The sequence below is a fragment of the Kitasatospora sp. NPDC059817 genome (genome assembly GCF_042731835.1).
GTDB lineage: Bacteria > Actinomycetota > Actinomycetes > Streptomycetales > Streptomycetaceae > Kitasatospora.
The window spans coordinates 30,491-57,044 of the sequence record NZ_JBHWIR010000024.1; the positions used below are offsets into that span (position 1 = coordinate 30,491).

Genomic DNA, 26,554 nt, shown 5'->3' on the forward strand with positions numbered 1-26,554 from the left:
AGTCGGTAAGTTTCGAAAACCGGACATAAGAGACATAGCCAGACAGGCACCAAACGGACAGTCGTCATGAATGACGAACTGTCACGTTCGCTCAGCGGACACCTGGGAGTGATGAGCGCTATTCCGTTAATACGCCCGTCGACAACTTGGAGTAGTTGAAAAAGTTCGCCCCCCTCTCCATGGGAAAGGGGGGCGAAGCATTCCGGCCAAAGGCCGGTCAAGCCGTCCGGATCACGCCTTCTTGGCGCGCGAGGCGGTGCGGCCGCGGTCCTTCGCGTCGAGGACGACCTTACGGATGCGAACCGTCTCCGGGGTCACCTCGATGCACTCGTCCTCGCGGCAGAACTCCAGCGACTGCTCCAGCGAGAGCTTGCGCGGCGGGACGATCGACTCGGCCACGTCTGCGTTCGAGGAACGCATGTTGGTGAGCTTCTTCTCCTTGGTGATGTTGACGTCCATGTCGTCGGCGCGCGAGTTCTCGCCGACGATCATGCCCTCGTACACCTCGGTGCCCGGCTCGCAGAAGAGCACGCCGCGCTCCTGGAGGTTGGTCATCGCGAAGGCGGTGACCACACCGGACCGGTCGGCGACCAGCGAACCGTTGTTACGGGTCGTCAGGGTGCCGAACCACGGCTCGTGGCCCTCGTGGATCGAGTGCGCGATGCCGGTGCCGCGGGTGCTGGTGAGGAACTCGGTCCGGAAACCGATCAGACCGCGGGACGGGACGACGAACTCCATCCGGACCCAGCCCGAGCCGTGGTTGGACATGTTGTCCATCCGGCCCTTGCGGACGCCCATGAGCTGCGTGACCGCGCCCATGTGCTCCTCCGGCACGTCCACCGTGAGGCGCTCGACCGGCTCGTGGGTCTTGCCGTTGACCTGCTTGGTGACGACCTGCGGCTTGCCGACGGTCAGCTCGAAGCCCTCGCGGCGCATGGTCTCGATCAGGATGGCCAGCGCCAGCTCACCACGGCCCTGCACCTCCCAGGCGTCCGGGCGCTCGGTCTCCAGGACGCGCAGCGAGACGTTACCGATCAGCTCGCGGTCCAGGCGATCCTTCACCTGGCGGGCGGTGACCTTGCGGTCCACCTTGCCGCTGGACTTCGCGTCCGCGCCCTTGCCGCTGCCGCCACGGCCGACCAGCGGCGAGGTGTTGGTGCCGATGGTCATCGAGATGGCCGGCTCGTCCACCGTGATCAGCGGCAGCGCGATCGGGTTCTCCGGGTCGGCGAGGGTCTCGCCGATCATGATCTCGGAGATGCCGGCGACGGCGCAGATGTCACCCGGGCCCGCCACCTCGGCCGGCTTGCGGGTGAGCGCCTCGGTCATCAGCAGCTCCGAGATGCGGACGCTGGAGATGGTGCCGTCGCGCTTGATCCAGGCCACGGTCTGGCCCTTGCGCAGCTCGCCCTGCTCGACGCGCAGCAGCGCGATGCGGCCGAGGAAGTTGTCGGCGTCGAGGTTGGTGACGTGGGCCTGGAGCGGCGCGTCGGCCTCGTACGTCGGGGCCGGGACGTGCTCCAGCAGGGTGGAGAAGAACGGCTCCAGGCTGGTGCTGTCGGCCGGGACGGTGCCGTTCTCCGGCTTGGTCAGCGAGGCGACGCCGTCACGGGCACAGGCGTAGACGATCGGGAACTCGATCTGGTCCTCGTCCGCGTCCAGGTCCAGGAACAGGTCGTAGGTCTCGTTGATGACCTCGTCGATCCGGGAGTCCGGGCGGTCCGTCTTGTTGATGCAGAGGATGACGGGCAGCCGGGCGGTGAGCGCCTTGCGGAGCACGAAGCGCGTCTGCGGCAGCGGGCCCTCGGAGGCGTCGACCAGCAGGACGACGGCGTCCACCATCGACAGACCGCGCTCAACCTCGCCACCGAAGTCGGCGTGGCCCGGGGTGTCGATGATGTTGATGGTGATCGGCGCGCCACCATCCTTCGGGTGGTACTTGACGGCGGTGTTCTTCGCGAGAATGGTGATGCCCTTCTCGCGCTCCAGGTCGTTCGAGTCCATCATCCGGTCGTCGAGGTGCTGGTGGGCGGCGAAGGCGCCGGCCTGCTTCAGCATGGCGTCGACCAGAGTGGTCTTGCCGTGGTCGACGTGGGCGACGATAGCGACGTTGCGGATGTCGTTGCGCGTGGGCATGCCTAGCTGATTCTCCTGGAATCGTGGGTTGCGGCGCCCGGCCGCGAGACGCCGACCAGCGATCCCTTTGGATCGCCGCCGCCCGTTCCGCCTGCTACTACCGGTCCACCCGCCGTGGCAACGGACATGCCTCGGCTTCCTCCTATCGTACGGGGAAGCGCCCAGGTGAGCAGAAACGGGCAGGTCGGGCGGGATCAAGATCACAGACAGGTCACCCGTTCGTCACCCGGTGTTCGCTCTCCGACCGGCTCCGACGGGCCCGGGGAACGGGCTCAGCCGCTCCACCCCACGTCCTGGAAGCGCGGCCAGCCGTACCCCCAGACCCCGGCGCCCGCGACGCCCGCCCGGACGCCGACCAGCTCGGGCCGCTGGTAGAGCGGCACCGAGTGGCCGAGCTGCCAGATCCGCACGTCCGCCTCCTGGAGCAGGCCGAGCCGGGCGGCCGGGTCGAGCTCGGCGGTGGCGCGGTCGAAGAGCCGGTCGATCTCCTCGGTTCCGCTGCGGGCGTAGTTGCTGCCGAGGTCGAGGGTGCCGTCGGCGTCGGGCCGGGGCTTGGCGTAGACGGGCCGCTGCTCGCTCGCCGGGCTGGTGCCGGCGGGCCAGGAGAACAGGGCGAGGTCGTACTCCCCGGCGGCCAACTGGTCCTGGACGAAGGTGTCGGCGGACGCCGTCACGGCCTTCACCTCGACACCGGACTCGCCGAGGTCGGCGGCGAGCGCGTCGGCGGTCCGCTTGGCGGTCGCGGAGCCGGCCGGGACGAGCAGGGTGAGGGTGAGCTCCTTGTCGTCCTTGGTGCGGGTGCCGCCGGTGTCGGGCCGCTTCCAGCCCGCCTCGTCGAACAGCCGGGCGGCGTCGGCCGGGCCGGCGGCCGCACTGTTGTCGCGGTAGCCGTCCTGGTCGCCGGCGAGCAGGTGGCTGCCCAGCGGGGCGCCGGGCAGGCCGAGCGGGGTGAGCGCGGCGTCGGCGATCCGCCGCCGGTCGACGGCGCGGGTCAGGGCGAGCCGCAGGGCCGGGTCGGCGAGCGGGCCGTGGGCGGAGTTGAGGGTGAGCTGGGTGAGCGAGGCGCCGACGGCCCGGTGCACGATGACGCCGTGCAGTCCCTCGGCCCGCCGCAGGGCCAGCGCCGCGGCCTCGGGTGCGGCGCCCGGGGGCGCCGCCTCGGCGGTCGGCGTGCCGGAGGCGGCCGGGGTGTCGGTCGGCACGGCGGTCGGCGTGGCGGAGGCGGTGGGCGTGGCGGAGGCGGCCGGAGCGGGCGCGGGCACCGCCTGGTCCACCGCCGCGGTGAGCGGGGCGATGTCCAGCCGGTTCTGGTCGAGCGCGTCCAGCCGGCCCTCCGGCGGCGCGGCGATGAACTCGATCCGGTCGGTCTTCGGCTGGTCCCCCCACCACCGCGGGTTGCGGGCGAGGACGACCTGCCCGCCCGCGGCGTCGTACCCGGAGACGGTGTACGGCCCGGCGCTCAGGTGCTCGCCGCCGGTCAGCGCCCGGTTGAACGCGGCCGGGGTGGCCGTCTCGGCCGCCGGGTAGAGCGGGCCGAACAGCGAGCGCCATTCGGCGTACGGGCGCCGGAAGGTCACCCGGACTTCGTGCGGGTCGGCGCCCTGGGCGATCGCCTCGATGGCGTCGTACCCGGTCGGGCGGCCGCCCTGGTAGGCCGGGTCGAGGCCGGAGAGGGCGGCCCGCTGGGCGGTCAGGTCGGCCGCCGTGAGCGGGGTGCCGTCGCTCCAGACCGCGCGCGGGTTGAGCCGGTAGGTGACGACCTGCGGCTGCTTCCCGGGCGGGGTGGACTCGGCGCCGACCAGGTAGTCCGGGTCGGGGACGAGCCGGCCGTGCCCGTCGGGCCGGAACAGCGAGGGGTAGAGGGCGTGCGCGAGCAGTGCCGAGTCGGCGGTCGCCTCGCCCTGGTAGACGTTGAGCGTGGCCGGGACGCCGTCCACGGCCCAGCGCAGCTTGCCGCCGCCCCGGACGGCGGTGCGGTCGGCGGTCCGGACGTCCCCGGTGCCGGAGGTGGGGTCGGCCGAGGCCGGCGCGGGGTCGGGGGTACGGGCCGGATCCGGGCCATCGGAGCAGCCGCCGAGGCCGGCGGCGAGCAGCAGCGCGACGGCTGCGGTGGTGAGCTGGCGGACGCGCATGGCGGCCATGGAACGCCGTCCGGGTGCCCGGGCCCGGGCCGACACGGCGGACCGCCCGCCGACTGCACCCGGACGGCCGAACCGCCGGGGCCTCCAGCCGCCCTAGAGCCCCAGCTCGAACCAGACGATCTTGCCCTTGGGCGTCCGCCGGCTGCCCCAGCGCTCGGCCAGCAGGCTGACCAGTTGCAGGCCGCGCCCGCCCTCGTCGGTCTCCTGGGCGCGCCGCTGCCGGGGCTGGGCGTAGCCGTCGTCCCAGACCTCGCAGACCAGGCCGCGATCGCGCAGCAGCCGCAGCCGGATCTCGCCCCGGCCGTGCTTGAGCGCGTTGGTGACCAGTTCGCTGACCAGCAGCTCGGTGGTGTCCACGAGCTCCTCCAGGCCGCGGGTCAGCAGCCAGCTGCAGGCCAGCTCGCGGGCCTTGGCGACGGAGGTGGGCTCGGGCGGCAGGAACCAGTTGCCGACGGCGTCCTCGGGGAAGGCGTGCACCTTGGCCATCAGCAGGGCGATGTCGTCCTCGCCGTGGTGCGGGTTGAGCTCGCCGAGGACGTGCTCGCAGAGTTCTTCGAGGCCCTTGCCCTTGGCCGACAGCGCGGTGCGGAAGCCGCGCAGGCCCTCGTCCAGCTGGTGCTTGCGGCTCTCCACCAGGCCGTCGGTGTAGAGGCCGAGGATGGCGCCGTCCGGGAGGGTCAGCTCGACCTCCTCGAAGGGCTCGCCGCCGACGCCGAGCGGCAGGCCGGGCGGGACGTCGAGCATCCGGGCGGGTTCGCCGGGGCTGAGCAGGACGGGCGGCAGGTGGCCGGCGTTGGCGATCCAGCAGCGCCGGGTGACGGCGTCGTAGACCGCGTAGACGCAGGTGGCCAGGTAGACCTCGCGGGCCTCCTCGTCGGCGGCGGAGGTGAGCCGGCCGTACGGGGTGGGCGGGCCGGCCGCCACGGTGTCGCCGCCGAGGCCACGGGCGATCTCGTCGAGGGCGGTGAGCACCTCGCCGGGCTCCAGGTCGAGCATGGCGAGGGTGCGGACGGCGGTGCGCAGCTGGCCCATGGCGACGGCGGCGCGCAGGCCGCGCCCCATCACGTCGCCGATGACCAGGGCGGTGCGGTTGCCGGGCAGCGGGATGACGTCGAACCAGTCGCCGCCGACCTCGGTGTTGTTGTTGCTGGGCAGGTAGCGGCAGGCGATCTCCAGGCCGCTGGCGGCCGGGTTGCCCGGGGGCAGCAGGCTGCGCTGGAGGATCAGGGCGCGCTCGTGCTCGCGGCGGTAGAGCCGGGCGTTGTCGATGCAGACGGCGGCGCGGGCGACGAGTTCCTCGGCGATGGCGACGTCGCGGGCGTCGAAGGGCTCGCTGCCGATCGCGCGGGAGAGCTGGACGAGGCCGAGCACCTGGTCGCGGGCGACCAGCGGGACGATCAGGGTGGAGCGCAGCAGCGGGTCGGGCCCGGGCTCGGGGACGACGCTGCGGCCGGTGCGCAGCGCCCGGGCGTGCGGGGAGCGTCGCGGGTAACAGAGGGTGCCGCCGGCCTCGGCGATGGGCAGGCCGGTGACCGAGCCGAGCACCGAGGAGGCGCCGCCGATGACGCTGGAGACGGCGACCCGGCGCAGTTCGCCGCTGCCGTCGGTGAGCACGGTGTCGCCGAGCCGGCCGGCGCTGGGCACGGTCTCGCCGGAGAGCAGCGCGGTGTACAGGTCGACGGTGGCGAGGTCGCAGAACGGCGGGACGACGACGTCGAGCAGTTCCTTGGCGGTGGTCTCCAGGTCGAGGGTGGAGCCGATGTGCGCGCTGGCCTCGTTGAGCAGGGCGAGGTTGCGGCGGACGCCGTCGGCCTCGCGCTCGGCGACGTGCCGGCTGGTGACGTCGGAGACCTGCCCGGCGAGGCCGATCGGCTGTCCGGCCGCGCCGTTGAGGCGGTACAGCGAGACGGCCCAGAGCCGGTTGCCCTCGCGGGTGGGGACGGCGCCGTGGAAGCGCAGGTCGAAGACGGGCTCGCCGGTGGCGAGGACCTTGCGCAGGGCGGCGGTGAGGCGGTCGGCCTCGGACGGCGGGAAGAGGTCGTGCGGGGTGAGGCCTTCGAGGTCGGTGGGGGCCAGGCCCATGCCGGAGGCGAAGGCGTCGTTGACCCGCTGGAGACGCAGCCGGTCGTCGAAGAGGATGAAGCCGGTGGGCGTCTGCCCGAAGACGGCCTCGGAGGCGGCGAGGTCGGTCTCGACCCGGCGCAGTCGGCCGAGGTCGACGGCCAGGCAGGTGGCGCCGGCGGTGGGCAGGGCGCTGTCGGGCATCAGGTAGAGCTCGGCGAGGCCCTCGCCGCCGGCGGCGTCCCGGTAGGGGGCGGTGCCGACCCATTCCTCGCCGGCCAGGGCGCGTTCCAGCCGCGCGCGGCCGCGCTGCCAGAGTTCGCGGGGGACGAAGGTGGTGATCGGGTCGGCGCCGACGGCGTCGGGGGCGGGGACGCCGAAGAACTCGGCGGCGCGCTCGCTCCACTGGCTGATCCGGCCGTCGGGGCCGATGGTGAAGGTGGCGACCCGGATGTAGTCGTAGATCGACCCGGGGCCGCCCGCGCCCCACGGGTGGTCCGCGGCCCCGGGGTGGTGACCGAGGCCCACGGGGCCGGCGCCGGGCGGGTCCGCCGGTACGGGCAGGTGCGGTGAACCGGCCTGCCCGGGCACGACAGCATGACCGCTGCTGCTCGGCGCGTTCCGCGCCGGGGTGCTGTTCAACGGACCGACCCCTCCAACCCGCGACCGTCCGGATGTCGAGAAGACCGAGTATTCATCATCGAGGGGTACGTTCACACGCCCTCAACATCACAACATCAGATCGGGCGAAGGTTTTTGTCCTACCGCCCGCGCAACCACAATGCCACGTCCGCGCCCCCTTCCGGGCTGCGCGCTCCCCCCGGCCACCTGCTGGCATATGCGGTTCCGTCCTCCTCGCCCCCGCTCGGGCTCACGCCCCCGACCCGCTGCGCTCCCTATGACTCGTCGGGCTCATTACCCGGCAGCGTCTGCTCGAACCAGACCACCTTGCCGATGCCCTCGGCCCGCGCACCCCAGCGCAGTGCCAGGCGGCGGACCAGTTCCAGGCCCCGGCCGCCCTCGTCGGCCTCGGCCGCGTGCCGCTCCCGGGGCGGGTCGGGCAGCGGGTCGGAGATCTCGACCAGCAGCGTCTCGCCGAGCGTCAGCCGCACGCCGATGGGGGCGCTGGCGTACCGGACGGCGTTCGTGACCAGCTCGCTGACCAGTAGCTCCGTGGTGTCGGTGAGCTCCTCGACGCCCCACTCGGCGAGCGCGGAGCGGACCAGCCGGCGGGCCCGGGAGACGGCGGTGGGCTCGGCGGGCAGGGTCCAGCCGACCGTCGGGGTGCCGGCCTGGCCGTGGCCGAGCCGGGCCAGCAGCAGCGCGACGTCGTCCGGCTCGCGGCCCTGCTCCATGGTGCCGAGCACGGCCTCGCAGGCGGCCTGGATGGAGGCGTGCGGCTCCTGGAGCACGGTGACCAGCCGGCCGAGGCCGACGTCGAGGTCCTTGTCCCGGGACTCGACCAGGCCGTCGGTGCAGAGGGCGAGCAGGCTGCCCTCGGGGATCTTCAGTTCGACGGATTCGAACGGGACGCCGCCGACGCCGAGCGGGGCGCCGGAGGGGAGGTCGAGGATCCGGCCCGCGCCGCCGCGCAGCGGGCCGCCGGTCCGGGTCGGCTCCCCGCCCTCCTCGCCCGGCACCACCAGGACGGGCGGGATGTGCCCGGCCTTGGCGACGGTCAGTCTGGCCGTCCCCGGGTCGAACACCGCGTAGACGCAGGTGGCGAGCAGCGCCTCGTCCGGGCCCTGGGCCAGGTCGTCGGCCAGTTCGTGGACGTGCCGCAGCAGGACGTCCGGCGGCAGGTCGAGGGCGGCCAGCACCCGGACGGCGGTGCGCAGCCGGCCCATGGTGGCGGCGGCCCGCAGTCCGTGGCCCATCACGTCGCCGACCACCAGCGCGGTGCGGTCGCCGGGCAGCGGGATGACGTCGAACCAGTCGCCGCCGACCTCGGCGCCGCTGCTGCCGGGCACGTACCGGTAGGCGACCTCGACGCCGGTGGGCTGCGGGACCTGCTGCGGGAGCAGGGTGCGCTGGAGGGTGAGCGCGGCGGTGCGCTCGCGGGCGTACAGCCGGGCGTTGTCCAGCGAGCTGCCGGCCCGGTCGGCCAGCTCGACGGTGAAGGCCAGGTCGTCCCGGTCGAAGCCCTCCCGGTAGCCGCCCCGGCTGACCAGCAGCAGGCCGATCACGATGCCGCGGGCGCGCAGCGGGACGACCAGCATGGAGTGCACGCCCAGGTCGTGGGCGGCCTGCGTCTTCGGGTCGCCGGGGTACGTCACGTCGTCGAGCTGGTCCGCGCCGGAGAGCAGTTCGGGGACGCCGGTGCGCAGCACCCGGCCGCAGGCGGAGTCCTCGGCGAAGGTGATCCGGGCGCCGCGGCGGAGCATCACCTCGACCTCGGGGCCGTCCTGGACGGAGGCGGTGCCGAGCTGGAGCAGCGAGGTGCGGCGGTCGTGGCCGTGCCGGGGCAGGTCGTCGCCGTGCGCGACGGCCTGCAGCAGGATCACCGCGGAGTGGTCGGTGAGCCGGGGGACGACGGAGCTGGCGAGCTCCTGGGCGATCCGGGCGGCGTCGAGCAGGTCGCCGACCCGGGAGCCGAACTCGTTGAGCAGCGAGAGCCGGCGCCGGGCGTGCTCGACCTTGGCGACGGCGCGGTAGCGCTCGGTCACGTCCATCACGGTGCCGGAGATGCCGAGCACCCGGCCTGAGCGGTCGGTCATCCGGCTGTAGGAGATCGAGCGGTAGCCGGAGCGGGCGGTGACCGGGGAGGCCAGGGTGACGTCGATGACCGGCTCGCCGGTGGCCAGCACCTGGCGCTGGATCGCGGTGACCTCGTCGGCGGCCCGCTCGGGCAGGGTCTCGCCGGTGGTCCGGCCGACGTGGTCCTCCAGGGCGACGCCGTTCATCTCGGCCAGGGTCTGGTTGACGGCGGTGTAGCGCAGCTCGGTGTCCATGATCGCGATGCCCAGCGGGGACTGCTCGAACAGCGCGTCACGGACGGCGAGGTCGCGCTCGACGGCCCGGACGGCGGCCGCCTCGGCCATGTTGACCTGGAGGAACGGGGTGCCGTCGCCGTCCACCAGGAGGGAGATCCGGGCGTCCACCGCGATCGGCACGCCGTCCCGGTCGCGCAGTTCGGCGTTGCCGGCCCAGCGGCCGTGGCGCAGGGTGTCCTGGATCGCGGCCCGGATCCGGCCGACCTGCTCCTCGTCGGGGATCAGCTCGTCGATCCGGCGGCCGACCAGCAGCTCGTTCGGCCAGCCGAGCAGTTCCTCGGCGGCCGGGCTCCAGAGCACCACCCGGCCCGCGGTGTCCAGGATCGCGATGGCGACCTTCAGCATGTCGAGCAGGCTGCCCTCGCCCGGTACGCCGGGGCCGTACGGGGCGTCGGACGGCCCGCCGGGGAACGGTCGGGCGGGCCGGCTGCGCAGGCCGGGCTGGGGGCCCGGGTCGGAGACGGGGACAGCCAGGGCCGGCGCCGGCTGGTCGGGCCGCGGGACGTCGGGGGCATCGGCGGCGTCCCGCCGACGGCGGCCGGCCGGCGGCTGCGGGGCGGCGGGCTGGGCACCCCGGCGCAGCCGGGCGCGGGCGGCTGCGCTCCCCGCGGCGCCTGTCCGCCGTGCTCCTCCGCCGCCGTTCCCGGTACTCGACACCGACGGGGCCTCCGGCTCTGGTCGGGATCGGCGTCGCCGGCTGGGGCGGCTCACCGATGGTGACGAATAGTGCCGAAAAGTGACATACCCAGCAGAACCCAGGCTATCCCGGCCGCCGGGTCGTCTTGTCTGATTGACCTACCCCGTACCCCGCGCGTCGCACACCGGCTCAGGCCGCCCTATGCATGGAGCAACCGGGCGACGTGCGGCAGGACGTCGCGGTCGTGCTCGATCCAGTCGACGCTGTCCAGCTCGGCCGGGCCGAGCCAGCGCAGCTCGTCGTGGTCCTCCAGAGGACGGGGGTCGCCGGCCAGCAGCTCGGCCGCCCAGAAGCGCAGCTCCAGACCCGGCCGGACGCTCCACGCGCCCGGCAGCCGCTCCAGCGCCCGCGCCCGGACACCCAGTTCCTCCAACAGCTCCCGCTCCAGCGCCTGCGCCTCGGTCTCGCCGGGTTCGGCCTTCCCGCCCGGGAACTCCCAGCGCCCCGCCACCGCCGCGGGCGCGCTGCGCCGTGCGGCGAGCACCCGGCCCCGGTGGATGAGGGCGCCGCCGACGACGATCCGGGGCTCGACGGGGTTCTCGCTGGCCTTGTCCATGGGCCCGACCTTAGGGCGTGTCCGCCCCCGCGCCGTCCGCAGCCTCGGGCTCGGGCTCGGGCTCGGGCTCGGCCTCGACCCAGTACAGCTGCTTGTGGCCGCGGGCCTCGAACTCGGCCGCCAGCCGCTCCGCCGCGAGGCGGTCGAGCCCGCCCGCGACCAGGAAGCGGTTGCCGTTGTCGTCCTGCCGCATCACCCGAAAGGCGCTCATGGCGGGGAGCGTATCCCCGGCCTGCGTGGGGGTCGGGCCGGGGATCCGCCCCCACGACGCTACGGACGGCTCGCTACCGGCAGGTACGGGCGCGGTTAACGGCGGGTAACCCGGCCGCGCCCGGCGGCTCAGAACCGTCGGCGGCTCAGACCCCTCGGCGGCTCAGACCTGGAGGTCGGGCACCTGCTCGCCGGTGGACAGGCCGAGCCCGCGCCGGATCTCGATGCTGAGCGGCACCGACTTGGTCACCAGCGCCCGGGCCCGTCGGACGTCGCCCTCCAGGTCGTCGCCGGAGGCCGCCGCGTCCCAGGCGGTCGCGGCCGCCTCCTGGGCCGCGGCCAGCTTGCGGACCGCCGGCTTGACCTCGGCAGGCCACGCCGCCGACGCCTTGTTCAGCGCCGTGGCCTCCGCGTGGGAGGCGGTGGACATCCGCCGGGCCCACGTCCGGTACTCGGACGACGCGTCCGCGAAGCCCTTGCTCGGCTGCTCCGCGTAGGCGTCGTTGAAGCCCCGGACGGCCTCCAGGTAGGCCAGCTGGGCGGGGTTCAGGCTGCCCCGGTCGGTGCGGACCGTCCCCAGGTGCTCGCCGTCGCGGTCCTCGAACGCGCAGGTGACGTAGCGGTCGCCGGACCTCCAGTTGCCCCGCGTCGGGTAGAGGTAGACGTCGTCCATGCCGTCCGGGATCGCCCACTGGTCGAGGGCGTAGTCGTCGAGCACCGTGCGGCACAGGTCGGCGGCCTGCAGGCGGACCGTCGCCTCGCCCGGGTAGGACGGGCCGTCGCTCGCCGGGATCCGGGCGGTGCCGGCCACCTCGCCGTGGTGCGCGGCCGAGCACGGCACCCGGCGGACCCAGTAGAGCGTCTCGTCGCCGCCCTCGGGGTCGGCCCGGCTGCCGTTCTCGGGGGTGTTGTAGCAGTCCCCGGACTTCAGCGCGGCCCACGGGACGGACCCGGCCGGGGCCTTCATGGACTGGTCGAACCTGCCGCCCCCGGGGAACTCGAAGGTCGAACCGGCCACGGCGAGCGACAGCAGCACCGTGCCGACCACGCCGAGCACCAGGCCGGTCACCGCCATGCCGAAGCCGCGCTCCTTGCGGCGGTTGATCTGGACCAGCGCGATGATGCCGAACACCAGGGCCACCGGCGCCACCACGACCAGGCCGGTCACCAGGGCGGCGACCGCGAAACCGTTGGTGACGGGGGCGGGCCGGGGGTAGGGGAAGCCGGGCTGGAGGCCGGACTGTGCGGCGGGCGGCACCGATGCCCAGCCGCCGGCGGGCAGCGGCGGGGGCGGGGGCTGCGGCGGGGCCTGCGACGGCAGGGGCGCGGCCCACGGGTTGGCGGGCGCGGGCGGGGCGGTCGGCGCGGGCGGGGCGGCGGGCGCGGGAGGCTCGGGCTGTGCCTGCTGCTCCACCTGCTCCGACTGCCCCGTCCGCTCGGCCTGCTTCGCCGTCGCGGCCTCGTGGGCCGGTATGCGGGGATCGGCCGCGGGCGGCTCGGACGCAGGCTTGGACACGTGGACTCCCCCGGCCCGCCGGTACGGGCATCGACTCGGCAGCTCGACTCGTCGGCTCGCCCCCTCCAGCAGCGGGCCGGACGGGCCCGAACGGCCCCGGTACGAGCGGACGCGCGACTTTACCCGATCTTTCCGAACGCCCGCGCGACCGTTTCCCCCACCCCGTCGCCTCGCCGCCATCTGCGGGGCCGCCCTGGCCCGGCCCCGATCTCGACCCTGCCCCCGGTCAGCCGCGCGCCAGGATCTCGCCGTGCAGCATGGAGAACCAGCCGTCCCCGGCGGCACTCCACTCCTGCCAGCCGGCCGCGATCCGCGCCAGTTCGGCCTGGTCCGCGAAGCCCCGCTCCACCGCCGTCCGGCCGATGGCGGAGCCGGTCACCCGGTCCGCCCACATCCCGCCCCACCAGGCGCGCTGCTCGGGCGTCGCGTACGTCCAGGTGGTGGCGGTCGCGGCGATGTCGGTGAAGCCCGCCGCCCGCGCCCAGGACAGCAGCCGCCGCCCGGCGTCCGGCTCGCCGCCGTTGGCGCGGGCGATCCGCTCGTACAGTTCCAGCCAGCGGTCCAGCGCGGGCGCCTCGGGGAACCAGGTCATCGACGCGTAGTCGACGTCCCGGGCCGCGACCACACCGCCCGGCGCCGCGACCCGGCGCATCTCGCGCAGCGCGGCCACCGGGTCGGCCACGTGCTGCAGCACCTGATGGGCGTGCACCACGTCGAACTCACCTTCCCGGTAGGGTAGTTCGTTGACATCGGCGACCTCGAACACGACATTGGACAGGCCCCGGCCGGCCACGTACGCGGCGGCCTGCTCCAGCACCTCGGCGGAGGTGTCCACGGCCACCACGCGACCGCCCGGGCCGACCAGCTCGGCCAGGTCGGCGGTGATCGTGCCGGGCCCGCAGCCGATGTCCAGCAGCGTCTGCCCGGGGCGCAGTTCGGGCAGCAGATAGGCGGCCGAGTCGGCGGCCGTCCGGGAGCGGTGCGAGCGCAGCACGGCCTCCTGGTAGCCGTGGGTGTAGACGGTGGCGGGCTGCCGTCCGGTCATGGTGTCCCCCTGGGGCGTGGTCGGTTTCCGCGACGCCTTCGACGCTAGCGGATGTTCCGCATGCCGAGAAGATTCGTCTCACCTGTCGATCACCCGGCGACTGCACCACCCCCGGCGGCCGTACCGTGGGGGCGCACCCGAGAGAACGGTCCCCCCGCCCATGCCCGGCCAGCGCCCCTTCGTCCTGCTGAGCGCCGCGATGTCCCTCGACGGCCACCTCGACGACGCCTCCCCCGACCGCCTGCTGCTCTCCAACCGGGCCGACTTCGACCGGGTCGACGCCGAGCGCGCGGCCGCCGACGCCGTCCTGGTCGGCGGCAACACGCTGCGGGCCGACAATCCGCGCCTGCTGGTCAACGACCCCGCACGCCGGGCCGCCCGGCTCGCGGACGGCCGCGCCGAGTACCCGCTGAAGGTGACGCTCAGTGCGAGCGGCGCGCTCGACGCCGGCCTGCGCTTCTGGCACACCGGCGGCGCCCGGCTCGCCTACACCACGGACGCCGGCGCGACCGTGCTGCGGCCCCGCCTGGACGGGCTGGCCGAGGTGGTCGCGCTCGGCGGCGCGGTGGACCTCGGCGCGGTGCTGGACGACCTGGGCGCGCGCGGGGTGCGCCGACTGATGGTCGAGGGCGGCGGCGGCGTGCACACCCAGTTCCTGGCCCAGGGCCTGGCGGACGAGCTCCAGCTGGCGGTCGCCCCGCTGCTGGTCGGCCAGGCCGAGGCGCCGAGGTTCGTCCGCCCGGCCGCGTTCCCGGGTGGCCCGGCCCGGCGGATGCGCCTGCTGGAGGCACGTACGGTGGACGACGTCGTCCTGCTCAGGTACGCCCCGAAGGAGCCCGCCCCGTGACCGGAGCCCGTCCCGCGACCACCGACCTCGACCACCTGCGCCGGGCCGTCGAACTCTCCCGCCGCTGCCCGCCGTCCGCGACGGCCTTCTCGGTCGGCGCGGTGATCGTCGGCGCCGACGGCGAGGTCCTGGCGGAGGGCTACAGCCGGGAGGGCGACGCGCACGACCACGCCGAGGAGGCGGCCCTCGGCAAGCTCCCGGCCTGCGACCCGCGGCTGCGCGGGGCGACCGTCTACAGCTCGCTCGAACCGTGCGGACAGCGCGCCTCGCGGCCGGCGCCGTGCGCCCGGCTGCTGATCGCGGCGGGCGTGCCGCGGGTGGTGGTGGCCTGGCGCGAGCCGGACCTGTTCGTCGCCGACTGCCAGGGCACGGCCCTGCTGGCGGCGGCCGGGGTCGAGGTGGTGGAGCTGCCGGAGCTCGCCGAGGCGGCCCGCGCGGTCAACGCCCACCTGCTCGGCTGATCTTTTGTATCATCGGGGAACAAAGAGCTCGTCCTTCCTTGCCCGAGGAGCAGCCCCATGCCCACCGCACCCCTCCAGCTGACCGCTCGCGCCCTCCTCCTGGACATGGACGGCACCCTGGTCAACTCCGACGCCGTGGTCGAGCGCTGCTGGCACCGCTGGGCCGAGCAGCACGGCCTCGACCCCGTCGCCGCACTGGCCGTCGCCCACGGCCGCCAGGGCCACGCGACGATGGCCGAACTGCTGCCCGACCGCCCGGTGGAACTCAACCTCGCCGACAACCGGCGGATGCTCGCCGCCGAGCGCGCCGACACCGACGGCGTCGTCCCGATCCCCGGCGCCGCCGCCTTCCTCGCCGCCCTGAACGGCCTGCCGCACGCCCTGGTCACCTCCGCCGACGAACCGCTCGCCCGCATCCGGATGGGCGCCGCCGACCTGCCGATGCCGCCCGTCCTGGTCACCGCCGAGTCCGTCGGCGCCAGCAAGCCCGACCCGGAGGGCTTCCTCAAGGGCGCCGCCGCCCTCGGCTTCGCCCCCGCCGACTGCCTCGCCTTCGAGGACTCCGACGCCGGCATCACGGCCGCCCGCGCCGCCGGCATCCGCGTCATCGGCATCGGCCCCCGCGCCACCGCCCACCGACCCGACGCCCACGCCGCCACCCTCGACAACATCACCGTGACCACCACACCGGACGGCGTCATCACCGTCAGCATCCACCCCTGACCGAGCCGACCGCCCGCCCCGCAAGGCCGCTCGACACATTGTGTACACATGGAACACTCGGTACTCTTGAGCGCATGACGCAGCCCTTGCCCATAGAGTCCATCCGCGACGTACGCGCACACCTGGCCGAGGTCGTGGAGCGCGCCGACCGGGACGACGTACCCACGGTGATCACGCGCCGAGGCAAAGAAGTCGCCGCTGTGGTGTCCATCGAGGTACTTCGGAAGTACCAGAAGTGGGAAGAGCGCGAAATCAACCGGATCATCGACGAGCGCATGGCGAATCCGGCAGCCGGCATCCCGATCGAGGACGTCATGAGGGAGACGCTGGCGCGCAATGAGTGAGTTCCGAACGGTCTTCCGACCCGAGGCTCAGGCCGAACTCCGGAAGATCCCTCGCGACATGGCGCTGCGCATCCTGGCCAAGCTGACCGAACTGGAGACCGATCCCCTCGGCTTCAACACCACTGCGCTCGTCTCCCAGCCCGAGCGTCGCCGCCTGCGCGTCGGCGACTACCGCGTCGTCTACACGATCGACAACGGGGAATTGGTGATCTGGGTCGTCCACGTGGGACATCGGTCCACCGTTTACGAGGCTTGACGACCACGGACCCGGCGTCAGAACATCCAGCACCCATCCAGCACGATGACGCGGAAGGGGCCGGACTCGACAGAGCCCGGCCCCTTCCGACCTGCACATTCGACCAATCAGTCAACTTGCAGCAACCAGACGGCTACACGTTGAAGCGGAACTCCACCACGTCGCCGTCCTGCATGATGTATTCCTTGCCCTCGATGCGGGCCTTGCCCTTGGAGCGGGCCTCGGCGATGGAGCCGGTCTCGACCAGGTCGGCGAAGGAGATCACCTCGGCCTTGATGAAGCCCTTCTGGAAGTCGGTGTGGATGACTCCGGCGGCCTCGGGGGCGGTGGCGCCCTTCTTGATGGTCCAGGCGCGGGTTTCCTTGGGGCCTGCGGTGAGGTAGGTCTGCAGGCCGAGGGTGTCGAAGCCGACCCGGGCGAGGGTGGCGAGGCCGGGCTCCTCCTGGCCCATCGACTGGAGCAGCTCCAGGGCCTCGTCGTCGTCGAGCTCGATCAGCTCGGACTCGATCTTGGCGTTGAGGAAGATCGCCTCGGCCGGGGCGACCAGCTCGCGCTGGACGTTCTTGAAGTCCTCGTCGGCCAGCTCGGCCTCGTCCACGTTGAAGACGTAGAGGAAGGGCTTGGCGGTCAGCAGGTGGAGGTCGCGGATCGGGGTGGTGTCGAAGCCGGCCTCGAAGAGGGTCTTGCCGGTCTCCAGGACCGCCTGCGCGGCCTCGGCGGCGGCCAGCACGGGGGCGGTCTCCTTCTTCAGGCGCGCCTCCTTCTGGAGCCGCGGCAGGACCTTCTCGACGGTCTGGAGGTCGGCCAGGATCAGCTCGGTGTGGATGGTCTCGATGTCGTCCTTGGGCGACACCTTGCCGTCCACGTGCACCACGTCCGGGTCGGTGAAGGCGCGCACGACCTGGCAGATCGCGTCCGACTCGCGGATGTTGGCGAGGAACTTGTTGCCCAGTCCCTCGCCCTCGCTGGCGCCGCGCACGATGCCGGCGATGTCGACGAAGTCGACGGTGGCCGGGAGGATCCGCTGGGAGCCGAAGATCTCGGCGAGCTTGGCCAGCCGCGCGTCCGGGACGCCGACGACGCCGACGTTCGGCTCGATGGTGGCGAACGGGTAGTTGGCCGCCAGCACGTCGTTCTTGGTCAGGGCGTTGAACAGGGTCGACTTGCCGACGTTCGGCAGGCCGACGATTCCGATCGTGAGCGACATGAAGCGCAGTCCCGTGGGCTTGGAGGAGTTGGGTCGGCACCGTGCGGGCCGACCCCCAAGTCTACGGGCAGCGCCTCACGCCCCGGTCGCCGCCGGGAGGGGCTTCAGGAACTCCGGCGGGGTGCCCGGGGGGCTGGGCCGGACAGGTCAGGCCGCTGAACGACGATCACATCAGCACTCCGCCAGGAGACACGGGACAAGACCTGAACGGTCCATTACACAGTGTGGCGATGATCGGACCGTACGTTGGGCGGGTGGAGCAGAGCATCCGTACCCAGCCGCCAGGGCCCAGACGCCGACCGCCGAACGGCGCGGCCGGGGCCGCCGTCCCCGGGCCCGGCCGGGCTCCCGAGACCGCCGGAGCCCCCGCAGCCCCCGCCGCCGCCCCCGCCGCCCGGCTACGCCCGGTAGCCGGGCCGCCCGCCGCCGCCCGCCCGGCCACCCCCAGGCTGCGGCTGCGGCTGCCGCTGCCCGGACGCTCCGAGGCCCCGCTGTACGGGCGGCGCCGGACCGGACGACCGACCCGGCTGACCGCCATCGGCACGGGCGTGGCCGCCGTCCTGGCGACGCTCGCCGTCGCGGGCCTGGACCGGCTGCTGTTCGACCGCCTCGGCTGGCTGTTCGGCCTCGGCTACCTGGTCGTCTGCTTCCAGCTGGCCGTCCGGGTGCGCTACGTCGACCTGCTGGCCGCACCGATCAGCGGGCCGATCGCCTTCGCGCTGGCGCTGCTGCTGCTCGGGCCGGTCACCTCCTCGGGCGTCACCGCCCAGGTGGTGGCGCTGGCGACCGGGCTGGCGCTGCGGGCCGGCTGGCTGTTCTCCGGCACCGGGCTGGCCGCGCTGATCGTGCTCGCCCGGTTCGTGGCCCAGCGCCGGATCCAGCGCTCCCGCTGAGCGGCGCCTCGGGCGGGCGGCCTCAGCCCGCCGCCCGGGCCGCCGCCATGGCGGCGCCGACGATGCCCGCGTCGTTGCGCAGCTCGGCCGGCACCACCCGCGCCTCCCGCTCCCGCAGCAGCGGCAGGAACTTCTCGTGCTTGCGGCTCACCCCGCCGCCGATCACGACCAGTTGCGGCGAGAACAGCATCTCGACCAGGTCCAGGTACTCGTCGACCCGCCCGGCCCACTGCTCCCAGGTCAGCCCGTGCCGTTCCTTGGCGGCCGAGGAGGCCCGGCGCTCGGCGTCCTTGCCGCGCAGTTCCAGGTGGCCCAGTTCGGTGTTGGGCACCAGCACGCCGTCGACGAAGAGCGCGCTGCCGATGCCGGTGCCGAAGGTGAGCACCAGCGCCACGCCCGACTGGTCGCGCCCGGCGCCGTGCACGGTCTCGGCGAGCCCGGCCGCGTCGGCGTCGTTGAGCACGGTCGCGGGCAGGTCGAGCGCCTCGCGGAACAGGCCCGCGGCGTCCAGGCCGATCCAGCCCTTGTCCACGTTGGCGGCGGTTCTGGTCCGGCCGCCGACCACCACGCCGGGGAAGGTGAGCCCGACCGGGCCCTGGTGGTCGAACTGGCGGACCACCTCGCAGACGGCGGCGACCACGGCCTCGGGAGCGGACGGCTGCGGGGTGAGCACCTTGTACCGCTCCTGGGCCAGCACGCCCCGGGCGAGGTCGACCGGGGCGCCCTTGATGCCCGAACCGCCGATGTCCACGCCGAATACCGCCGTCATCACGTCCACCCTCCGCCGGGGCCGCGGACCGCTTGTCCACAGCCTGTGCACAAAACTACGAGAGGGCACGGGCGGACGCACAGCAGAAAACCCGGCAACCCCGAGGGGGGTGCCGGGCTCTGCGCGAAGGGCCTGAGAGCGGTCCGGGAGCGGTCCCAGGCTCGGCCCTACAGCTTGCCCGCCGCCTCGGCGCGCAGGTCGCGGCGCAGTTCCTTGGGCAGCGAGAAGATCAGGTGCTCCTCGGCAGTCTTGACCGTCTCGACCGTGTCGTAGCCGCGCGCGGCCAGCCACTCCAGCACGCCCTCGACCAGGATCTCCGGGACGGAGGCGCCGCTGGTCAGACCGACCGTGCCGACGCCCTCCAGCCAGGCCTCCTGGACCTCCTCGGCGAAGTCCACCAGGTGGGCGGCCTTGGCGCCGTACTCCAGGCCGACCTCGACCAGGCGGACGGAGTTGGACGAGTTCTTGGAGCCGACCACGATCAGCAGGTCGGTCTCGGGGGCCATCTGCTTGACCGCGACCTGGCGGTTCTGGGTGGCGTAGCAGATGTCGTCGCTGGGCGGGCTGACCAGCGCCGGGAAGCGCTTCTTCAGCTCGCCGACGGTGGCCATGGTCTCGTCCACCGACAGGGTGGTCTGGGACAGCCAGACGACCCTGGACTCGTCCCGGACCCGCACGTTGGCGACGTCCTCGGCGCCGTCCACCAGGTGGATCCGGTCCGGGGCCTCGCCCATCGTCCCGACGACCTCCTCGTGGCCCTCGTGGCCCACCAGCAGGATGTCGAAGCCCTCGTCGGCGAAGCGCACGGCCTCCTTGTGCACCTTGGTGACCAGCGGGCAGGTGGCGTCGATGGTGGCCAGCCGGCCGGCCTTCGCCTCGTCGTGGACGGCCGGCGCGACGCCGTGCGCGGAGAAGACCACGATCGAGCCCTCGGGCACCTCCTCCGTCTCGTCGACGAAGATCGCGCCCTTCTTCTCCAGGGTCTGCACCACGTACTTGTTGTGGACGATCTGCTTGCGGACGTAGATGGGCGCCCCGTACTGCTCCAGGGCCTTCTCCACGGCGATCACGGCGCGGTCGACACCCGCGCAGTAGCCCCGGGGGGCGGCGAGCAGGACACGGCGCGGCGCGGTGTTGGACATGGCTCCATCGTACGGGCGGCGCCGAGCCGCGCCGACGGGAGGCGCTTTCCGGACAGACCCGGTCGTCGGTGCTCAAATGTGGTGTCTATGAGCTCTGCGAACGGGCAAACGGAACCGGGCGGCCTGCGCCGCAGCCTGAGCGTCCGCGACCTGATGGTCTACGGCCTGCTGTTCATCGCTCCGATGGCACCGGTCGGCGTGTTCGGCGTCCTGGACGCCAGGAGCCACGGCGCCGTCGCCACCGTCTACCTGGCCGCGACCGTCGCGATGGGCTTCACCGCCTTCTCGTACGCCCAGATGGTGCGCGCGGTGCCGCAGACCGGCTCGGTGTTCGCCTACGCGCGGGCCGGGCTGGGCGAGGGGCCCGGGTTCATCGCCGGCTGGATGGCGATGCTCGACTACCTGCTGATCCCGGCGGTCGCCTACCTGTTCTCCGGGATCGCGCTGAACTCGCTGGTGCCCGGGGTCTCCCGCTGGGTCTGGACGGCGCTCGCGGTGGTGCTGACCACCGCGCTCAACCTGATCGGCGTACGGACGGCGGCCGTGGTCGGCTTCGCGGTGCTCGCCCTGGAGATCGCGGTGCTGGCGGTGTTCGTCGCCGCGGCCGTGGTGGCCCTGGTCCAGGGCGGCGCCCGGCGCGGCTGGGACACCCCGTTCACCGCCGTCGGCGCCTTCTCGCTGACCGCGGTGATCTCGGCCGTGTCCGTCGCGGTGCTCTCCTACCTGGGCTTCGACGCGATCGCCACCTTCGTCGAGGAGGCGGTCGGCGCCTCGGCGGCGGTGGCCCGGGCCGTGCTCTGGTGCCTGGCACTGGCCGGAGTACTGTTCGTCACCCAGACCTACCTGGCGGCACTGCTGGAGCCGCTGGGCCCGCAGCAGCTGGCGGCCGACCCGGCGGCGCAGGGCTCGGCCTTCTACGACACGGTGGAGAGCGGGGTCGGGCACTGGCTGCACGTCCTGGTGGCGGCCAGCAAGGCGATCGGCGCGGCCTTCGCGGCGCTGGCCGGGCAAGCGGCGGCCGGGCGGCTGGTCTACGCGATGGGCCGGGAGGGACGGCTGCCGCGCGTTCTCGGCACGGTCGACCCGGCCACCGCGGTGCCGCGCCGGGCGCTGCTGGCGGCCGCGGTGATCACGATGGCCGCGGCGGTCTGGGCGGCCAACCGGGACGACGGGCTCGACCAGCTGACCTCGGTGGTCAACGTGGGCGCGCTGACCGCCTTCGCGCTGCTGCACGCCTCGGTGATCGGCTGGTACACGGTGCGGCACGGCTCCCGGGACCGGGTGCGGCACCTGCTCGTCCCGGCCCTGGGGATCGCGGTGATCGCCGCGGTGGTCTACGAGGCCTCGACGACCGCGCAGCTCGTCGGGCTGATCTGGCTGGCGGTCGGGCTGGTGGTGCTGGGCGTCCAGGGCTCCCCCGCTTCGGGCGGCCCTGTCGGCCGACGCCGCTAGGGGCGGTGTCGGCCGGCGCCGCTAGCCTCATACGCATGGCCAACACCAGCTCCCCCGAAGCCCCGATCCCGGTCGGCAAGGTCTCCGCGCTGATCGGCGGCTGGATCGACCGGCTCGGCGCGGTCTGGGTGGAGGGGCAGATCACCCAGCTCAGCCGCCGGCCGGGGGCGGGCGTGGTGTTCCTGACCCTGCGCGACCCGCAGGCGGACGTGTCGCTCACGGTGACCTGCTTCCGCTCGGTGTTCGACCAGGTCGCGGACGTGGTGCAGGAGGGCGCGCGGGTCGTCGTGCACGCCAAGCCGGAGTGGTACGCGGCGCGCGGGCAGCTGTCGCTGCGGGCCTCGGAGATCCGGCCGGTCGGGCTGGGCGAGCTGCTGGCCCGGCTGGAGCAGCTGAAGCGGCGGCTCGCCGGGGAGGGCCTGTTCGCGGCCGACCGCAAGCGCCCGCTGCCGTTCCTGCCGCAGTGCGTCGGGCTGGTCACCGGGCGCGGCTCGGCGGCCGAGCGGGACGTGCTGGAGAACGCCCGGCGGCGCTGGCCGGCCGTCCGCTTCGAGGTGCGCAACGTCCCGGTGCAGGGGGTCAGCGCGGTGGAGCGGGTGAGCGCGGCCGTCCGGGAGCTGGACGAGCACCCCGAGGTGGACGTGATCATCGTGGCCCGCGGCGGCGGCAGCGTCGAGGACCTGCTGCCGTTCTCGGACGAGGGGCTGGTGCGGCTGGTCGCGGCCGCCCGTACGCCGGTGGTCAGCGCGATCGGCCACGAGCCGGACCAGCCGCTGCTGGACTTCGTCGCCGACCTGCGCGCCTCCACCCCGACCGATGCCGCCAAACGGGTGGTTCCGGACGTCGGCGAGGAGCTGGCCAAGGTCCGCCTGCTGCGGGACCGTGCCCGGCGGCACGTCCTCGGCCGGGTCGAGCGCGAGCAGCACGGGCTGGACGGCGTGCGCAGCCGCCCCGCGCTGGCCGCCCCGCACCGGATGCTGGACGGGCGCGGCCAGGAGGTCACCGCGCTGCTGGAGCGGGCCCGGCGCACCCTGCGGCACCGGCTGGACCACGCGCAGAGCGACCTCGGGCACACCCTCGCCCGGGTGGTCGCGCTGTCCCCGGCGGCCACCCTGGAGCGCGGCTACGCGGTGCTCCAGCGGACGGACGGCACGGTGGTGACCGACCCGGCGCAGGTCACGGCCGGCGAGGGGCTGCACGCCCGGGTCTCAGGCGGGGCCTTCGACGTCGCGGTGGACGACGGTCAGGGCTCGTAGGAACGCCCGGCGCCGCGGTGGACGACGGTCAGGGCTCGTAGGAACGCCCGGCGCCGCGGTGGACGACGGTCAGGCCTCGTAGGAACACGGCCGGGAGAGCGCGATGGAGTGCTCGCCGAAGCCGAGGCTGCGGTAGAGCGCCTCGCCGCCACTGCTGGCGTGCAGGTCGATCCGGCCGACCCGCTGGTCGTCGAACCAGTCCAGCAGCGCCTCGGTGCAGGCCCGGGCGTAGCCGCGCAGCCGGTGGCCGGGGTCGGTGCAGATGTTGAAGACGAAGCCGAACCGGCCGTTCGGGTTTCCCGGCGCGGGCAGCCGGTGCTCCAGCGTGCCGACCGCGCAGGCGGCGAGCCGGCCGGGCCGTCGCGGATCGTCCACCACGAAGGACGGCATGGTCAGTTCCCCGGCCGGGACGGCGAGGCGCTCGCGCAGCATCCGCTCGGCGGTGGTCTGCCAGGGCCCCGGCCCGGTCAGGCCGGCCATGCTGGGCATCGCTTCGAACATCAGGTCGCGCAGCCGGACGAGCTCGGGGGCGTCGGCCGGGGCGGCGGGTCGGACCGTGATCATGCGGCGGAGGGTAGCGCCGCCGGCCGGCCGGACGCATCCGATTTCGCCCCGCCGCCTCACCCGCTGCTTTCGCCTCGCTGCTTTCACCCCGCCGAGGCCGTTCCGGCTTTCGCCCCGCCGCGGCCGTTCCGTCGGTGCTGCGCCGGCTCTGTCGGCTCCAGCCCCTACGCTGGCACGCATGGCAGAGCAGCAGGAGCAGCAGGACGCGGCGGCACCGACCCCGGACGACGCGCTGGGCTACGAGCACGCCCGGGACGCGCTGCTGGAGGTGGTCCGGCAGCTGGAGAACGGCGGGACGTCGCTGGAGGAGTCGCTGGCGCTGTGGGAGCGCGGCGAGCAGCTGGCGAAGGTGTGCCAGCGCTGGCTGGACGGCGCCCGGGCCCGGCTGGACGCGGCGCTGGCCGCCGAGGAGGACGGGGCCGCGGGCGGGGAGTGACGCGGCTCACAGCGGGCCGGGGAATCGTTGAATCTTCACCCATGTTGAGATGGTGTGACCGGCCACGGCCGGTCAATCCGACGAACCCCCTCCCGCATGAGGTGCAGACAAGCATGACCACCGACGCCCTGGTACTCGACGCCGCCGCTCAGGACCTGCTGTTCCGCGAGGCCCGCACCGCGAACACCTTCACCGACGAGCCGGTGACCGAGGAGCAGGTCCAGGCCATCTACGAGCTGGTCAAGTACGGCCCGACCGCCTTCAACCAGCAGCCGCTGCGCGTCGTCCTGGTCCGCTCGACCGAGGGCCGCGAGCGCCTCGTCCAGCACCTGGCGGACGGCAACAAGGCCAAGACCAGCACCGCCCCGCTGGTCGCCATCCTCGCCGCGGACAACGAGTTCCACGAGGAGCTGCCGACCCAGTTCCCGCACTTCCCGCAGGCCAAGGACGTGTTCTTCTCCGAGCGCACCGTCCGTGAGCGCTCCGCCTCGCTGAACGGCGCGCTGCAGGCCGCCTACTTCATCATCGGCGTGCGCGCCGCCGGCCTGGCCGCCGGCCCGATGACCGGCTACGACGCCGAGGGCATCAACAAGGAGTTCTTCGGCGACGGCGAGCACTCGGTGCTGGCCGTGGTCAACATCGGCAAGCCGGGCGACGAGGCGTGGTTCCCGCGCTCGCCGCGCCTGGCGTACGACCAGGTCGTCACCACGGTCTGATCCGCCGCACGCGCGAGGGCCCGCACCGGTTCGTCCGGTGCGGGCCCTTTCCGTATGCGCACGGGGGCGTACGGGGTCGTACGGGCGCGTCCGCGGGGCGTCCGCGGGGGCGTACGGAGCCGTTCCCCCGGGGGCGGCCCAGGGGGACGGGCTACTTGAGCGCCTGGGCCAGCTCGGCCAGTTCCTCGTAGGAGGCGGTGCCGGTGAGCACGGTGGTCGCGTCGCCGGTCTGCACGGTCAGGGCGCGGGACTTCTCGCCCTGCACCCGCTCCCAGGTGCGCCCGGCGACCTCGGAGGTGCCGTCCGGCTTGCCGCCCGCGATCTTGTCGGCCAGCAGCGCGTCGCGCGGGACGTCGCTCTGCTCGACCGCCGCGTACTGGCCGGACGGCGTGACGAAGCCCAGGTGCCAGGCGTTGCCCTTGCCCTTGCTGATCGCGGCCGGCTGGTAGCCGACCGAGGTGGCCCGCCACTGGTCGGACAGCCCGTCCGGGGAGAGCAGCGGGTACGGCGCGCCGCGCTTCGCGGAGGCCGCCGCCACCTTGTACTCGACCACGTGCACCGGGTCGCTGTTCGCGTCGTGCGGAAGGAACAGGTACCCGATCCAGACCACGGCGCCGACCGCCAGCATCGACAGGACCATGTCCCGTACGGTCTCCCGGCCCCTCATGCGTTTGCTCTCTCCAGCCACCCCCACATGGTGACTCATCCCTACGGCGGTACGGCCACCCGGGGTGCCCGCGTACGGGTGAAGCGGGACGAACCGACCAGGTCGGGCGCCGGGTGGCGACCCGCGCCACAGACAGTCATCCCATAGGCAGATACGATCGCAGGACCCTCACCACGGCGTTCGACCAGGCAGTAGTCGGGCGCTTACTGGCCGTCGCGTACAGAGAGGTAACGACGATGACCACGCAGTACCCGAACCACCTTCCCAGCGCCCTGGAGGTCGCGCCCGAGGCTCCGGACCGGAACCTCGCGCTCGAACTCGTCCGGGTCACCGAGGCGGCCGCGATGGCCGCCGGCCGGTGGGTCGGCCGTGGCGACAAGAACGGCGCGGACGGCGCCGCCGTCAAGGCGATGCGCACCCTCGTCTCGACCGTCTCGATGAACGGCGTAGTCGTCATCGGGGAGGGCGAGAAGGACGAAGCCCCGATGCTCTACAACGGCGAGCGGGTCGGCGACGGCACCGGCGCCGAGTGCGACGTCGCGGTCGACCCGGTCGACGGCACCACGCTCACCGCCAAGGGCATGAACAACGCCGTCGCCGTCCTGGCCGTCGCCGACCGCGGCACCATGTTCGACCCCAGCGCCGTGTTCTACATGGACAAGCTGGTGGCCGGCCCCGAGGCCGCCGAGTTCGTCGACATCACCGCCCCCGCGGCCGTCAACATCCGCCGGGTCGCCAAGGCCAAGGGCAGCGCCGTCGAGGACGTCACGGTCGTCGTCCTCGACCGCCCGCGCCACGACGGCCTGGTCCGGGAGATCCGCGAGGCGGGCGCCCGGATCAAGTTCATCTCCGACGGCGACGTGGCCGGCGCCATCATGGCCGCCCGCGAGGGCACCGGCGTCGACCTGCTGATGGGCATCGGCGGCACCCCCGAGGGCATCATCGCGGCCTGCGCCATGAAGTGCATGGGCGGCGTCATCCAGGGCCGGCTGTGGCCCAAGGACGACGCCGAGCGGCAGAAGGCCCTCGACGCCGGCCACGACCTGGACCGGGTGCTCACCACCGACGACCTGGTCAGCGGCGAGAACGTGTTCTTCGTCGCCACCGGCATCACCGACGGCGAGCTGCTGCGCGGCGTGCACTACCGCCAGGAGACCGCCACCACCAGCTCGCTGGTGATGCGTTCCAAGAGCGGCACGATCCGCGAGATCAACTCCGTCCACAAGCTGTCGAAGCTGCGGGCCTACAGCGCGATCGACTTCGACCGCGCCAACTGACACCGGGCAAGCGCACCCGCGGCCTCGGCGGAATCCCCCACCCCCCAGGCCGCGGCGCGGCCGGCCCCGGGCACACCCCGAGCCCCCTCAGCCCCCCATCCGCCGCGGCCCCCCGCCCTGGCTCGTATAAACAAATACCAGCCCACCAAACCACATGGGAGGGCGGTTTGGGGGGGGGGGGTGGTTTAG

The 26,554-nt window shown here is 73.6% G+C and carries 22 protein-coding genes and 1 pseudogene; 10 read left to right on the forward strand and 13 right to left on the reverse strand.

The window, feature by feature from the left end; translation table 11 throughout:
• Positions 1-231: 231 nt before the first annotated feature.
• The 8 genes from typA to ACFV61_RS08195 all read right to left on the reverse strand — a co-directional run bounded on the left by typA (position 232) and on the right by ACFV61_RS08195 (position 13,355).
• A complete protein-coding gene (gene typA, locus ACFV61_RS08160; protein ID WP_063347962.1) occupies positions 232-2,136 on the reverse strand; it encodes a translational GTPase TypA in 1,905 nt (634 codons plus the stop codon).
• Positions 2,137-2,408: 272 nt separating this feature from the next.
• A complete protein-coding gene (locus tag ACFV61_RS08165) occupies positions 2,409-4,268 on the reverse strand; it encodes an ABC transporter family substrate-binding protein (RefSeq protein ID WP_380423916.1) in 1,860 nt (619 codons plus the stop codon).
• Positions 4,269-4,370: 102 nt separating this feature from the next.
• Positions 4,371-6,980 carry a SpoIIE family protein phosphatase gene (locus ACFV61_RS08170; protein WP_380423917.1) on the reverse strand — a complete coding sequence of 870 codons (2,610 nt, stop codon included), beginning with the start codon at positions 6,978-6,980 and terminating at the stop codon, positions 4,371-4,373.
• A gap of 254 nt (positions 6,981-7,234) precedes the next feature.
• Positions 7,235-9,988, reverse strand: coding sequence for a SpoIIE family protein phosphatase (locus tag ACFV61_RS08175; protein WP_380490691.1), 2,754 nt, complete (start codon positions 9,986-9,988; stop codon positions 7,235-7,237).
• 179 nt (positions 9,989-10,167) lie between these two features.
• Positions 10,168-10,584: an NUDIX domain-containing protein gene (locus tag ACFV61_RS08180; RefSeq protein WP_063347964.1), complete on the reverse strand. Its 417-nt coding sequence runs from the start codon at positions 10,582-10,584 to the stop codon at positions 10,168-10,170.
• Positions 10,585-10,594: 10 nt separating this feature from the next.
• A complete protein-coding gene (locus ACFV61_RS08185; protein ID WP_380423919.1) occupies positions 10,595-10,795 on the reverse strand; it encodes an SPOR domain-containing protein in 201 nt (66 codons plus the stop codon).
• A gap of 162 nt (positions 10,796-10,957) precedes the next feature.
• A complete protein-coding gene (locus tag ACFV61_RS08190; protein ID WP_380490694.1) occupies positions 10,958-12,310 on the reverse strand; it encodes a DUF4190 domain-containing protein in 1,353 nt (450 codons plus the stop codon).
• Positions 12,311-12,536: 226 nt separating this feature from the next.
• Positions 12,537-13,355 (reverse strand): methyltransferase domain-containing protein, encoded by an 819-nt coding sequence (locus ACFV61_RS08195; RefSeq protein WP_380490695.1) that lies wholly within the window; start codon positions 13,353-13,355, stop codon positions 12,537-12,539.
• A 160-nt stretch (positions 13,356-13,515) separates the two neighbouring features.
• On the opposite strand from ACFV61_RS08195, the pseudogene ACFV61_RS08200 reads away from it, so the two are divergent.
• The 4 genes and pseudogenes from ACFV61_RS08200 to ACFV61_RS08215 all read left to right on the forward strand — a co-directional run bounded on the left by ACFV61_RS08200 (position 13,516) and on the right by ACFV61_RS08215 (position 15,986).
• Positions 13,516-14,663: pseudogene (locus ACFV61_RS08200) on the forward strand (dihydrofolate reductase family protein).
• Between the two features lie 57 nt (positions 14,664-14,720).
• The gene (locus tag ACFV61_RS08205; protein WP_063347970.1) at positions 14,721-15,386 is read left to right on the forward strand and encodes an HAD-IA family hydrolase; all 666 of its coding nucleotides are present in this window, start codon (positions 14,721-14,723) and stop codon (positions 15,384-15,386) included.
• 74 nt (positions 15,387-15,460) lie between these two features.
• Positions 15,461-15,730 (forward strand): type II toxin-antitoxin system Phd/YefM family antitoxin, encoded by a 270-nt coding sequence (locus tag ACFV61_RS08210; RefSeq protein ID WP_371517249.1) that lies wholly within the window; start codon positions 15,461-15,463, stop codon positions 15,728-15,730.
• Positions 15,723-15,986 carry a type II toxin-antitoxin system RelE/ParE family toxin gene (locus tag ACFV61_RS08215; RefSeq protein WP_371517250.1) on the forward strand — a complete coding sequence of 88 codons (264 nt, stop codon included), beginning with the start codon at positions 15,723-15,725 and terminating at the stop codon, positions 15,984-15,986. The genes ACFV61_RS08210 and ACFV61_RS08215 overlap by 8 nt, the downstream gene beginning before the upstream one ends.
• 133 nt (positions 15,987-16,119) lie before the next feature.
• Here the strand turns inward: ACFV61_RS08215 and ychF are convergent, their stop codons facing one another.
• Positions 16,120-17,193 carry a redox-regulated ATPase YchF gene (gene ychF / locus ACFV61_RS08220; RefSeq protein ID WP_063347971.1) on the reverse strand — a complete coding sequence of 358 codons (1,074 nt, stop codon included), beginning with the start codon at positions 17,191-17,193 and terminating at the stop codon, positions 16,120-16,122.
• A gap of 254 nt (positions 17,194-17,447) precedes the next feature.
• Between ychF and ACFV61_RS08225 the strand changes: the two genes are divergently transcribed.
• Positions 17,448-18,086 carry a DUF6542 domain-containing protein gene (locus tag ACFV61_RS08225; protein WP_380490697.1) on the forward strand — a complete coding sequence of 213 codons (639 nt, stop codon included), beginning with the start codon at positions 17,448-17,450 and terminating at the stop codon, positions 18,084-18,086.
• A 22-nt stretch (positions 18,087-18,108) separates the two neighbouring features.
• On the opposite strand, the gene ppgK is transcribed toward ACFV61_RS08225, so the two are convergent.
• The gene (ppgK, locus tag ACFV61_RS08230; RefSeq protein ID WP_063347972.1) at positions 18,109-18,855 is read right to left on the reverse strand and encodes a polyphosphate--glucose phosphotransferase; all 747 of its coding nucleotides are present in this window, start codon (positions 18,853-18,855) and stop codon (positions 18,109-18,111) included.
• Positions 18,856-19,022: 167 nt separating this feature from the next.
• A complete protein-coding gene (locus tag ACFV61_RS08235; protein WP_063347973.1) occupies positions 19,023-19,997 on the reverse strand; it encodes a 4-hydroxy-3-methylbut-2-enyl diphosphate reductase in 975 nt (324 codons plus the stop codon).
• A gap of 87 nt (positions 19,998-20,084) precedes the next feature.
• Here ACFV61_RS08235 and ACFV61_RS08240 point away from each other — a divergent pair, with 87 nt between their 5' ends.
• Together ACFV61_RS08240 and xseA are read left to right on the forward strand one after the other, a co-directional pair.
• Positions 20,085-21,449 carry an APC family permease gene (locus tag ACFV61_RS08240; protein WP_380490699.1) on the forward strand — a complete coding sequence of 455 codons (1,365 nt, stop codon included), beginning with the start codon at positions 20,085-20,087 and terminating at the stop codon, positions 21,447-21,449.
• Between the two features lie 35 nt (positions 21,450-21,484).
• Positions 21,485-22,705: an exodeoxyribonuclease VII large subunit gene (gene xseA, locus ACFV61_RS08245; protein WP_380490701.1), complete on the forward strand. Its 1,221-nt coding sequence runs from the start codon at positions 21,485-21,487 to the stop codon at positions 22,703-22,705.
• A 69-nt stretch (positions 22,706-22,774) separates the two neighbouring features.
• Here xseA and ACFV61_RS08250 read toward each other — a convergent pair whose 3' ends face one another.
• Positions 22,775-23,269 carry a GNAT family N-acetyltransferase gene (locus ACFV61_RS08250; RefSeq protein ID WP_380490703.1) on the reverse strand — a complete coding sequence of 165 codons (495 nt, stop codon included), beginning with the start codon at positions 23,267-23,269 and terminating at the stop codon, positions 22,775-22,777.
• 178 nt (positions 23,270-23,447) lie between these two features.
• On the opposite strand from ACFV61_RS08250, the gene ACFV61_RS08255 reads away from it, so the two are divergent.
• Positions 23,448-23,705, forward strand: a complete 258-nt coding sequence (locus ACFV61_RS08255; protein WP_063347976.1) for an exodeoxyribonuclease VII small subunit — start codon at positions 23,448-23,450, stop codon at positions 23,703-23,705.
• A gap of 113 nt (positions 23,706-23,818) precedes the next feature.
• A complete protein-coding gene (locus ACFV61_RS08260) occupies positions 23,819-24,421 on the forward strand; it encodes a malonic semialdehyde reductase (RefSeq protein WP_063347977.1) in 603 nt (200 codons plus the stop codon).
• Positions 24,422-24,572: 151 nt separating this feature from the next.
• Here the strand turns inward: ACFV61_RS08260 and ACFV61_RS08265 are convergent, their stop codons facing one another.
• Entirely contained in the window at positions 24,573-25,088 is a 516-nt protein-coding gene (locus tag ACFV61_RS08265) for a DUF4245 domain-containing protein (RefSeq protein ID WP_063347978.1), read from the reverse strand.
• Positions 25,089-25,324: 236 nt separating this feature from the next.
• On the opposite strand from ACFV61_RS08265, the gene glpX reads away from it, so the two are divergent.
• The gene (gene glpX, locus ACFV61_RS08270; RefSeq protein ID WP_063347979.1) at positions 25,325-26,365 is read left to right on the forward strand and encodes a class II fructose-bisphosphatase; all 1,041 of its coding nucleotides are present in this window, start codon (positions 25,325-25,327) and stop codon (positions 26,363-26,365) included.
• The last annotated feature ends 189 nt before the right edge of the window (positions 26,366-26,554 follow it).